Origin of the sequence: Lysinibacillus sp. FW12 (assembly GCF_050817245.1) — a bacterium.
Lineage (GTDB): Bacteria > Bacillota > Bacilli > Bacillales_A > Planococcaceae > Lysinibacillus > Lysinibacillus irui.
In genome coordinates, this window is the sequence record NZ_CP139094.1 from 2,063,293 (window position 1) to 2,075,351 (window position 12,059).

The following is a 12,059-nucleotide window of genomic DNA, read 5'->3' on the forward strand; positions in this document are numbered from 1 at the left end:
ATGGTGGAAAGGAGTTTTAACATGGATAAGATTGTAAGAGATAATGTAAATAAAGACTTTCATCAAGCTAAATGGAATGAACCTATTATTTTTGAGTTACATCAACCAGGAGAAGTCGGAGTAGAAGTTCCACAACCTTCAAATGAGGTAGTAGAAGCGGTCGGTGATGGTGTTTCATCTTTACCGCAAAATATGAAAAGGGTAGCTAAACTGAATTTACCAGAAATCGGTCAAGCACGTGTGCTACGACATTATGTAAGGCTTTCACAAGAAACATTAGGCTCTGATTTTAATGTTGAAATTGGGCAAGGTACTTGTACGATGAAGTATATTCCTAAAATTAATGAATTGCTTATTCGTAATCCTAAAATAATGGAACTTCACCCTTTACAAGATCCAAGTACTGTCCAAGGAATGCTCGAAATCATTCACAATATGGACTTAGCGATGCGTGAAATTTCCGGGATGGATCGCTTCTCCTTCCAACCAAGTGGTGGGACACAAGCATTGTTTGCCATGGCATCAATTGTACGCAAATATTTTGAAGTGAAAGGTGAGGCAGATCAACGTAATGAAATTATTACAACCATCTTCTCTCATCCATCTCAAGCAGCTACAGCAGTAGTAAAAGGTTACAAAATAATTACTATTCCCCCAGATGAAAATGGTTTCCCAGATATTAATAAATTGAAAGAAGTTGTATCAGAAAGAACTGCTGGATTTGTAGTAGCTAACCCTGAAGATACAGGAATTTATAATTCTAAAATTAAGGAATTTACGAAAATAGTACATGATGCAGGTGGAATTTGTTACTACGACCAGGCAAATGCCAATGGACTGTTAGGAATTACACGAGCAAGAGAAGCAGGCTTTGACATGTGTTTCTTCAATCTTCACAAAACATTTGCAGCACCTCACATGTGTGGAGGACCAGCAACAGGGGCGCTCGGGGTGACAGAAGAATTAAAGCCATATTTGCCAGGACCAATTGTTGAGAAGGTTGGAGACCAGTATGTGTTAAATGATCAATTAGAGCATTCGATTGGAAAAGTACGATCATTCCATGGGGTAGCACAAACTATTTTACGCTCTTATGCTTGGGTTAGAGCACTAGGAGCAGATGGTCTTAAAGCCGTGGCAGAAACAGCTGTATTAAATAATAATTATCTGTATAGTAAAGTATCAAAAATTCGTGGTGTAAGTGTGCCGTATATACAAGGGCAACGATTAGAGCAAGTTCGATATAGTTGGGAGCAACTGGAGAAAGAAACAGGTGTGACAACAGAGGATGTGCAGCGCCGAATGACTGACTTCGGTTTACATTACTGGACTAGTCATCATCCTTATATTGTTCCGCAACCATTTACACTTGAACCAACAGAATCCTATTCTAAAGCAGATTTAGATGAATATATTCAAGCGCTGGAGCAGATTTCTAAAGAAGCATACGAAACGCCAGAAATTGTTAAAGCAGCACCGCAAAATAGTACAATTCATCAATTAATTGAAGCAGATTATTTAGATGAGCCATCAAAATGGTGTATTTCATGGAGGGTATATCAACAAAAGATGAAAAATAAAAAGGAAGTATTAATAAATAATAGGTAGGGGGTGTTAGGATGAGAACCAATCATAGAAGTTTAAAAAATAAGAGAGTCGTCATCACGGGAGGCGCTAGTGGTATAGGATTAGCCACAGCACAACGTTTTATAGAAGAAGAATCGATAGTGGCTATTTTAGATATTAATAAAGAAGGTATTGAACAATCGATAAAAGAAAATCCCGGAATTGCTAAAGGATATGTAGTAGATGTTAGTAACCCTGAAAATGTAAATGCTGTTTTTGAGAATATAAAAAGAGATTTAGGTGGTGTAGATGTTTTTATTGCGAATGCAGGTATTAGCATTCGCAATAAGTTTCTTGATATTAGTCCTGAACAATGGAATAAAGTATTAAACATTAATCTAAACGGTGTATTTTATACTTCACAAGCAGCCGCAAAAATTATGGTGGAGCAGGGCAAGGGTGTCATACTTATGACAGCGTCTACAAATGGAGTGACAGGTCATCCATTTTATGCGGATTACAACGCTTCCAAAGCAGGTGTTAATCTATTAGCAAAAACAATGGCGTTAGAGCTTGCTCCAAATATCAGAGTAAATACGATATGTCCTGGATACGTGCTAACGCCAATGCAAATGGCTGAATATACACCAGCTATGTTGGAAGTTGTCAATGAAGGTATCCCCCTGAAACGACATGCAGATCCTCAAGAAGTCGGAGCATTATACGCTTTCCTTGCTTCGGATGATTCGTCCTATATTACCGGACAAGCAATTGCTATTGATGGTGGAGAACTAGCTTAATTAAATGGAAGGGGTTATTTGATGAAGAAAAATACATTCTATTTATTATTGGTGTTGGTCATTTCGTTGATGGCGGCATGTTCGGACAATAAAACAAATACACAAGTTGCGGCAACTGCGGATGCAAAAAGTGAGGATCAAGACAAAGGTGTAGCAACAGAAATGAAATTGGTTAAGGACGGAAAGTTAACATTTGCAATGAGTGGTTTACTAAAACCATTAAATTATAAGGAAAATCAAGAATTAGTCGGCTTTGATGTTGAGATCGGGAAAGAAATCTCAAAGAGGATTGGCCTTGAAGCAAATCCCGTAACCAATCCATGGGAAACGATTATTCAAGGGTTACGAGGAAATAAATATGATGCGATTATTGGTAGTATGACAGCAACTGAGGAAAGGTCTAAACAGGTTGATTTCTCAATTCCTTATTATGTTTCAGGTGCTACAGTATTTATCTCTAGTGAAAATAAGGATATTAAAACAGTAGAAGATTTAAAGGGAAAAACGATTGGTGTTATGCAAGCTAGTACTTATGTTGAAGATGCAAAGAATTATACAGATAAAATCAAAGAATTCCCTAGTGAAATTTATGCATTACAAGATCTTCCACCCGGTCGTCTAGATGCAGTGATTACAGATAGAATTGTAGGTATTTCAGCAATGCAAGAGTCAGGATTGAAGATTCAAGCCCTAGGAGAGGTCATTAAAAGAGAAGAAATAGCAGTGGCGATTAATAAAGATAACGAAGTTTTATTAGAGGCGATTAATAATGCGATTGAAGAGATGGTCGAAGATGGAACGTATAAAGAAATAAGTATGAAATGGTTTGGGAAAGACTTGTTAGAGTAACTGTTAAAAATAGCGTGCCTAGTATGCTAAAGATGTACTAGGCATAGAAAATAATTGAATTATAAACTAAGTAAATTGAAAATTCTTTCTATTTTACTTTCTAAATAAGTGTCTTTCATATCCACATCCTTAAAAGAGGTTAGGTGATTACTATGGATTTTCTCACAAATGTAACATCAATATTTCAAAAGCATGGCATGGAGTTTTTAAAAGCGACCGTTTTAACCATTGAGTTAACAATAGTTTCTTTATTTATTGCATGTGTGATTGGGTTAGTGTTTGCCTTTTTTAAAGTATCCAATATTAAAATCCTGGAAAGTATTGCCAATACTTATATTTTTGTTGTTCGTGGTATGCCTTTAATTGTACAACTTATGTTCTTATACTATGGAATTTCTAGTATCTTTACCTTAACAGACTTTGCAGCTGGGGCCATTGCGCTTGGAATCCATTCAGGAGCTTATATTGCAGAAATTTTCCGTGGATCCATTCAATCTATAGATAAAGGCCAAATGGAGGCTGGTCGATCTTTAGGAATGACCTATTTTAAAACAATGAGACGAATTATTTTGCCACAGAGTTTTAAAAGAGCTATTCCAGCATTAGCTAATCAATTCATCATAGGGTTAAAAGATTCGTCTTTAGTAGCCTACATTGCAGTATCTGAATTATTTAACCATGCACTATCAACCCAAGCTTACAATTATATGCCTCTTGAAACATACTTTGTTGTAGGAATTTATTATTTAATTTTAGTCTTATTATTCACATTGTTATTTAATAAACTTGAAAGTCGACTGGATGTTGGAAGGAGGAAAAAACGTGATAAAGTTGAAATCGCTTTCTAAATCATTTGGTGACTTGAAGGTTTTAAAAGATATAAACCTTGAAATTAATAAATCGGAAGTAGTTGTTCTCATAGGGGCTAGTGGCTCAGGGAAGAGCACTTTATTACGCTGTATGAATTTTTTGGAAATATTAGATTCAGGTACGATAAGCATTAATGATGAAATTATTGATGTAAAAAGAACTAATTTAAATCTTGTAAGAGAAAATATGGGTATGGTATTTCAACATTTCAATTTATTTCCCCATTTAAGTGTTTTACAAAATATAATAGAAGCACCTATTCAGGTAAAAAGGCAAAGTAAAGAAGAAGCAATTAAATTTGCTATGAATTTGTTAGAACGAGTTGGTCTTGCTGATAAAGCTAATTACTATCCGGAACAACTATCTGGTGGTCAAAAACAACGAGTTGCTATTGCTAGGGCACTTGCAATGAATCCGAGTGTTATGTTATTTGATGAACCAACATCAGCATTGGATCCTGAGTTGGTAGGGGAAGTTCTAGAAACCATGAAAAGCCTTGCTAAAGACGGCATGACGATGGTCGTCGTCACACATGAAATGGGCTTCGCTAAGGAAGTAGCCGATAGGGTAATTATGTTAGCAGACGGTAAAATTATTGAAGAGGGCTCTCCAGTAGAAATTTTTAAAGCTCCAAAACAAGAAAGAACCATTAAGTTTTTACAGCAGGTTTTATAATTATTTCTGTAATTAGGGGATGATGATCGATGTTAAAAACGTATGAAGAAGTATTAAGGGTTACGAACGAGCTTGTAAATATTGAAAGCATTGTAAATACCGAAGGGGAAATTGATATTTCAAAGTCACTGGCTAAAACAATTTCTAGCCTACCTTATTTCCAGAAAAACTCCAGTTATGTATTTACTTCACGTACGATAGATGATGAGGTTGAAAGATACAATGTGTTTGCCTTTGTAAAAGGTACTAAAGGAGATAGTAATAAAACGGTTGTGTTAATGGGACATACAGATACGGTAGGTATCGATGATTATAATAGTTTGAAGGAGAAAGCTTGTTTACCTAATGAACTTCATGAAGCGTTAAAGAGTGAAAAAGTGCCGCCGTTGGTAAGAGAGCATTTAGAATCAAATGAATGGTTATTTGGTAGAGGAACACTTGATATGAAGAGTGGTGTTGCAAGCCATTATTATTTATTAAAATATTATTCTGAACATCCAGAGGAACTGAATGGAAACATTGTATTTTTTGCTGAGTGTGATGAGGAGGATAGTTCCCATGGAGTATTGTCTGGTTTAACGGATCTAAAAAGGTTAAAAGAAGAACATGTTTTTGATTACGCAGCATTAATTAACTCCGATTTTGTTGCTCCTAAGTATGAGGGGGATGAAAGTAGATATATATATAAAGGCAGCGTCGGTAAACTACTCCCTTCCTTTTATATTACTGGGGCGGAAAGTCATGTAGGTTCTAGTTTTGAAGGACTTGACCCTAACTATATTGCTGCAGAGTTAACTAGACAAATTGCATATAACCCAGAGTTATGTGATCAATCATTAGGAGAAACACCAATGCCACCTGTAAGTTTGAAGCAAACTGATTTTAAAGAAACATATACAGTACAGACAGCTCTTGCTTCCTATGTATATTATAATTTCTTTGTGCAATCCTGGTCACCTAAAGAGGTCTTAGAAAAGTTAAAAATCCATGCAGAAATGGCATTTGATAATGCAATCACTAATTTAAACAATCACTATAAGAGATATTGCGAAATAAGTGGTCAGGAATATGCAAAATTGCCATGGAAGACAAGGGTATTGTTCTATGAAGAATTAGAACAATCAATTATTGTAGAATATGGGGACGATTACAAAGAACATATAAAAATTTTTAAACAGGAACTATTAAAAAATAAAGCGTTAGATGTACGTATGTATTCTGCAAGAGTGGTAGAAGAAGTTTGGAAGTGGTCGAAGGATAAGAGTCCTGCAATAATTATTTTTTATTCTTCATTGTACTCACCATGTGTTGAAGTAACCGGGAAAAATGAAAAAGAAAAAAATTTACTAATGGCTTTAGACTATGCTGTTGAAAAAGTTCAACCATATTATGATAAGCCTATTGTTCAAAAAAACTATTTCCCTCATATTTGTGATATGAGTTGCGTCGCTATAAATGTCGATGAAGATAGTGTGAATTCAGTTATTAACAATAATCCTAGCTGGGGAAGCAAACATTATGTAAATTATGATGCCATTAGAGAATTAAATATCCCTGCAATCAATATTGGGCCATATGGATATGATGCACATAATAGATATGAAAGAACCGAATTGAAATATACTATGGAGATAATGCCCAATTTAACAAAGCTAGTAATAGATAAATTGCTAAATAATTAATGGATACATGCTCATGGTCATTCCTATTTTACTTCTTTTGATAGTTATCTAGCGACAGCCTTGATCTCTATGTAAGATACTCTTAATAGCTAATGATGTAGCTGAGAAATTGGCAGCTTACTCTTGTTCGCATAGAAAAAACACCTTCACGTTGATTGTTTGGTTAACCCATTATTCAACGAAAGGTGTTTTTTTGTCTCATTATATTACTGATAGAGTATATCTTCTGCTAGGTGAGTAAACACTTCACCGATTATGGATTCCTCGGCATATACAGAGAAACCTGTATTTTCTTCAGGTTGAGCGAAAGGAATATGAGCTATTACATTGGTCTGCAATAAATCTGCTAGTTGCTCAGCGCCACCCTGTCCAAATAGAAAATTTTTGTGACCATCGGGCCCTTCAAAATAAGCCATGTTTTCGACAACACCGAGAATGGTATGTTTCGTATGTTGGGCCATTAAGCCAGCGCGTAAAGCGACATGAGAAGCGGCTAGATGGGGTGTTGTCACAATTAATTCCTGTGCCTGCGGAATCATCGCTGCCATATCAATCGCCACATCCCCTGTACCAGGTGGTAAATCTATCAGTAGATAATCTAAATCTCCCCATAGCGTGTTGACAAGAAAATTGCGAATCCACTTGTTCAGCATAGGTCCACGCCACATAACAGGCTGGTTATCCTTTGTAAAAAAGCCCATCGACATTATTTTAACGCCTTGGCTCTCTACTGGAATAGCCGTTTGGTCAAGCATAGTAGGCTTTTGCTCAATATTCATCATGGCAGGAATACTAAAGCCATATATATCGGCATCTAAAATACCTACACGTTTCCCAAGACGGGCAAGTGCGACGGCTAAATTAATAGTCACAGTAGACTTTCCTACACCGCCTTTACCACTTGTTATAGCAATGAATTGAACGCCAGAATTAGGCAGTAACATATTCGGCATTCCTTGATCTGTTACATTTTTCGATTTTAACGTGGATGTTAATTCACGACGCTCTTGGTCCGACATAACCCCAAAGGTAATGGCAACATCGGAGGCACCAATTGCTTGTAGTACTTTCTCGACATCTTGCTGGATAGTTGCTTTTAACGGACATCCTGGAATGGTCAACATAATATCCAGGGCTATTTGGGTGTCGTTTATTTGAATATTACGTACCATATTTAAATCTACAATACTCTGGTGCAGTTCAGGGTCTTCTACCTGTTTTAATGCGTTTATCACATCTTCTTTTACGAACATTAACGTAACCACCTTACTCTTTTAAGCCTTTGCCAAGTCCTTTTAAGAAATGGACCCCGAAATTAAGTGCGCGATTGACATCTGGATCATTTAACATTTTTACGAGTTTAAAGGCACTTACTTTTTCATCGGACTCCAGTGCTTTGTTCGCTTCATCGACACCAGCGTTTAGGCCTTCAATTAGCTTTGTTGTTGTTTCAGGGTTGAGGTCTGTCAATGCGCCTGCGACACCCATTAAATTGTTAATGATATTTGTGACTGGCTTGCGTGTTAATTGCCCAAGGGCAATATGAGCCACTTCCTCTTTTGCCTCTAATAGCTTAGTAGCTGCCTCTAATGCACCTATATCTTTTAATTCAGCCATAATGGTGAATACTTGATTGACTGCTTCTTCATGATCAGAAAGTAGTTGTTTTAAATTGTCTAATTTCTGTTCCTTCAGTTGTTCTTCTGTTACTTGTTGTTTTCTTATGTTTGTAATCGGTACAGCCATGCTCTCACTCTCTTTCGTTAGTAGTTGTTAAGTGAACGTAGCCAGGACGATTCCATTTCCGTTGTACCTCCACACCGTTTTGAGGATGACGTTTTTTATAGCGTGGATTTGTGCGTGGAAGTGGTGATTTTCCTTTTGCTTTTAACACTTCTACGCGTACCTTTGTTTGCTTATAGGCTGGTGTGGATGTATTCACATCTGCTGCAGGGCCCGTTAAGAAGTTGATGGCTGAATCTTTACTTACCGAGTTCATTGGTAAAAATAATTCATTTCCTTGCACCCGATCTGTGACAAGAGCATTTAGCTTTAATGCACCATATGGAGACACTAATCGCAGTAGGGCGCCATCTGCAATGCCTCGTTCTTTCGCTAATTCTGGTGACACCTCCACGAAAATTTCAGGTACCTTCGATTGAATACCTTTCGATTTATTTGTTAGGTTCCCCTCATGGAAGTGCTCAAGCATACGACCATTGTTAATAAGACAATCATACTGTGCCTCAAACTCAACAGGTTGTACCCAATCATTTAAAGCAAAGCGAGCTTTTTTATCTGGGAAGTTAAAGCCATCTTCATATAATAAAGGTGTATCTTTTCCATCATGACTACCCCAACAGAAGCTACCCCAGCCTTCTAGAACATCATAGTTGGCTTGAGAGAATAGGGGAGACAAGCTAGCCATTTCATCAAAAATGTCACTTGGGTGGTTATAATGCCAATCTGCACCTAATCGACGAGCAACTTCTTGAAGAATTTCCCAATCTGCTTTTGATTCACCAAGTGTTGGTAAAGCTTGATATAGACGCTGCACGCGACGTTCCGTGTTCGTGAATGTACCTTCTTTTTCTAATGAAGGCGCAGCGGGTAATATGACATCCGCATATTGTGCTGTTCGTGAAAGGAAACAATCTTGAACCACAAAAAAGTCTAGTTGTGACAGCACCTCATCGACATGGTTGGCATTACAGTCTACAAGCGCCATATCCTCACCTACTAAATACATCGCTTTCATTTTCCCTTCCATGATCGCATCTAGCATTTGCATATTATTTCGACCTGGTTGTGATTGAATAGGGACACCATAGGCTTTTTCAAATTTTGCACGTGCCTCGTCATCCGTTACTTTTTGATAGCCTGGCAATAAATTTGGTAGTGTACCCATATCGCATGCACCTTGAACATTGTTATGACCACGAAGAGGGTAGGCACCTGCACCTGGTCGACGATAGTTACCAGTTGCTAATAATAGATTCGATATAGCGGCTGATGTATAAGAGCCACCTGTATTTTGTGTTACACCCATACCCCAAAGAACACAAGTGCCATCTGCATCACGAATCATTTCAGCAACCTGAATCAATGTTTCTTTAGAAATACCTGTCATTTCTTGTGCGTAATCGAGTGTGTATTTTTCCAGTACTTGTGTAAAATCACTAAAATGAAGGACATTTTCTCGAATAAAGGCCTCATCGTGCCAACCTTGATCGATCATATATTTAGTAACAGCCATTAACCAAACTTGGTCAGTACCTTGTTTCGGACGCATAAAGATATCTGATCGTTCTGCCATTTCATGTTTACGAATATCCGCGACTATTAACTTCTGACCATGTAATTTATGTGCACGTTTCACACGTGTCGCCAGAACGGGGTGTCCTTCAGCAGGGTTAGCACCAACAATAATGACAAGACCAGCTTTGGCAATATCTTGAATGGTACCAGCGTCACCACCCATACCAACAGTACGTAATAAACCGTCAGTAGCAGGGGATTGACAATAGCGAGAACAGTTATCCACGTCGTTTGTTTCGAATAATTGACGCGCCATTTTTTGAATTAAGTAATTTTCCTCGTTCGTAATTTTAGACGAAGAAATAAAGCCAACAGAACCAGGGCCATATTGTTGCTGAATACCGCCGAGCTTAGAGGCAATTAAATCTAGTGCTTCATCCCATGACGATTCAACAAACTCTTCATTTTTACGGATAAGTGGTTTTGTAATACGCTCGTCTGAATTAATGAAGTCCCAGCCGAATTTTCCTTTGACACAAGTAGAAATGGCATTAACTGGACCATCAGATGGTTGTACTTTTAAAATTTTACGTCCTTTTGTCCAAACTTCAAATGAGCAACCGACACCACAAAACGTGCAGACTGTTTTTGTTTTTTTAGTACGTTTACTGCGCATGGCTGCTTCAACTTCAGAAACGGCAAAAATACCACTATAGCCAGGTTCAACTTCCTTAATCAAATGAATCATGGGGTCCAACATATCCTGTTTAAGACCTGTCATAAATCCAGCTTCTCCAAGCATCGATTTTTCCATTAAGGCATTACATGGACAAACGGTTACACATTGACCGCAACTTACACAGGAAGAATCATTGATTGCAACACCCGTATCCCAAATAACGCGTGGTCTTTCAGCCTCCCAATCAAGAGATAATGTTTCGTTTACCTGTAAATTTTGACAAACCTCCACACATTGACCACAAGCAATACATTGGTTGGGATCGTAGCGGTAAAACGGATGTGACATGTCTACCTCATGAGGTTCAACTTTTGGCTTATAAGGGTATTTCTGGTGTTCGATTTCCATTAATTCAGCTGTGTTGTGTAACGCGCAATTCCCATTGTTGTTATCACAAACTGTACAGTACAATAAATGGTTTTCGAGTAGACGGTCCATTGCTTCTGTTTGTGCTGCTTTTGCTTTGTCTGAAGTTAAGTAAACATCCATGCCGTCTACTGCCTTTGTGGAGCAGGATCGAACTAATTGGCCATTGACCTCTACGATACATGTATCACATGTTTCAATTGGATCAACAGCTGGTACATGACATATTTGAGGATGTGGGATGTCATGTTGATTAATGGTATCAAGGATTGTAGCTCCTTCTTTTACATCATACGATACGCCATTAATTTTAATTTGAGTCAAGGTTACTTCCTCCTTTTGCACGTTGAGACTACTAGACAATATGTTACGCTTAAGACAAAAGGGAATAACAATTAGAGTTGGTTATTTCTGAAAAGTTTGTCTTGTTATCATTGTAATTCCCAATGGTTCTTAAAAGCTACCTCAAAATAGGTAAATTGCTAGATCGTAACAACTTAGCAAAGTCTTTGTTGTGAAAAAATAAAAAAATCCACCATGAAATCGCACGTCTAAGACATGCTAATGATTCATGGTGGATAAAATTCTTAGCAGGCCTTGCTAAAAACTCAATCTACTTTTATTTTTATACAATAGAATTCAAATATTAAAAACACTATGCTTTATATGACATAGGGAACAAAATACATCAATTCCATTTGTGATATAAATGATTATAGCCCTTTCCTTCAAAATGAACAATATTTATCATAAAATTTATTAAATGAGAATTGTTATCAAGAAATATTTTCTCTTTTATTTTTTTTCATGTTGCTATATCATTAACAAACTGTAAGGGTGACCCTCATCTCAATTTACTAAAAAAAGTTAAAATACGATAGGAGAATCATTGCTATGTCTAAAAAAGTACATGAATTTAATGACATGATTCGAAAGTTGCGTAAGGAATTATTCGGTAAAGGACCAGAGCGTATCCATACCGTTTTTGTTGAAAATATGGCTGTATCTACTTTGTATGGAAATATTACCCCAACAGAAAAATTCATTGCCAGTACACCTGAAGGGTTAAAAATGGTACATGCTGCAAGAACAAGTATGATTCAAGATTTATATACGCAATCACCGCCAGAGGGAATGGAAGAATTGATGGGCAGTAAATTGCTTCACTTATTTTCAGATATAAAAATCGAAGAGGATTTTGCGATTTCCGTCTTTGTTTTTGAAAAGAACATCAGTGAGTAGGGGGAATGCCTG

General features: G+C 37.2%; 10 protein-coding genes. 7 read left to right on the forward strand and 3 right to left on the reverse strand.

Going from position 1 to position 12,059, the window contains the following annotated elements:
- Positions 1–21: 21 nt before the first annotated feature.
- The 6 genes from gcvPB to SJW71_RS10490 all read left to right on the forward strand — a co-directional run bounded on the left by gcvPB (position 22) and on the right by SJW71_RS10490 (position 6,442).
- On the forward strand, positions 22–1,608 hold the full coding sequence (gcvPB, locus tag SJW71_RS10465; protein WP_274793439.1) for an aminomethyl-transferring glycine dehydrogenase subunit GcvPB: 1,587 nt from the start codon (positions 22–24) through the stop codon (positions 1,606–1,608).
- Positions 1,609–1,619: 11 nt separating this feature from the next.
- Complete coding sequence (locus SJW71_RS10470) at positions 1,620–2,366, forward strand: SDR family NAD(P)-dependent oxidoreductase (protein ID WP_312506498.1); 747 nt, start codon at positions 1,620–1,622, stop codon at positions 2,364–2,366.
- Positions 2,367–2,387: 21 nt separating this feature from the next.
- Positions 2,388–3,215: a transporter substrate-binding domain-containing protein gene (locus tag SJW71_RS10475; RefSeq protein ID WP_274793437.1), complete on the forward strand. Its 828-nt coding sequence runs from the start codon at positions 2,388–2,390 to the stop codon at positions 3,213–3,215.
- A 152-nt stretch (positions 3,216–3,367) separates the two neighbouring features.
- On the forward strand, positions 3,368–4,063 hold the full coding sequence (locus SJW71_RS10480) for an amino acid ABC transporter permease (RefSeq protein WP_274793436.1): 696 nt from the start codon (positions 3,368–3,370) through the stop codon (positions 4,061–4,063).
- Positions 4,038–4,760, forward strand: a complete 723-nt coding sequence (locus SJW71_RS10485; RefSeq protein ID WP_312506496.1) for an amino acid ABC transporter ATP-binding protein — start codon at positions 4,038–4,040, stop codon at positions 4,758–4,760. The genes SJW71_RS10480 and SJW71_RS10485 overlap by 26 nt, the downstream gene beginning before the upstream one ends.
- A 29-nt stretch (positions 4,761–4,789) precedes the next feature.
- On the forward strand, positions 4,790–6,442 hold the full coding sequence (locus SJW71_RS10490) for a M20/M25/M40 family metallo-hydrolase (RefSeq protein WP_431812105.1): 1,653 nt from the start codon (positions 4,790–4,792) through the stop codon (positions 6,440–6,442).
- Positions 6,443–6,648: 206 nt separating this feature from the next.
- Here the strand turns inward: SJW71_RS10490 and SJW71_RS10495 are convergent, their stop codons facing one another.
- Genes SJW71_RS10495 through fdhF form a run of 3 tightly spaced genes read right to left on the reverse strand, consistent with a single transcriptional unit; the run spans position 6,649 to position 11,129 of the window.
- Positions 6,649–7,695, reverse strand: coding sequence for an Mrp/NBP35 family ATP-binding protein (locus SJW71_RS10495; protein ID WP_431812106.1), 1,047 nt, complete (start codon positions 7,693–7,695; stop codon positions 6,649–6,651).
- 13 nt (positions 7,696–7,708) lie between these two features.
- Positions 7,709–8,188, reverse strand: coding sequence for a DUF1641 domain-containing protein (locus tag SJW71_RS10500; RefSeq protein ID WP_431812107.1), 480 nt, complete (start codon positions 8,186–8,188; stop codon positions 7,709–7,711).
- Between the two features lie 4 nt (positions 8,189–8,192).
- On the reverse strand, positions 8,193–11,129 hold the full coding sequence (fdhF, locus tag SJW71_RS10505; protein WP_431812108.1) for a formate dehydrogenase subunit alpha: 2,937 nt from the start codon (positions 11,127–11,129) through the stop codon (positions 8,193–8,195).
- A 570-nt stretch (positions 11,130–11,699) separates the two neighbouring features.
- Between fdhF and SJW71_RS10510 the strand changes: the two genes are divergently transcribed.
- Positions 11,700–12,047: a DUF2294 domain-containing protein gene (locus SJW71_RS10510; RefSeq protein ID WP_274793430.1), complete on the forward strand. Its 348-nt coding sequence runs from the start codon at positions 11,700–11,702 to the stop codon at positions 12,045–12,047.
- The last annotated feature ends 12 nt before the right edge of the window (positions 12,048–12,059 follow it).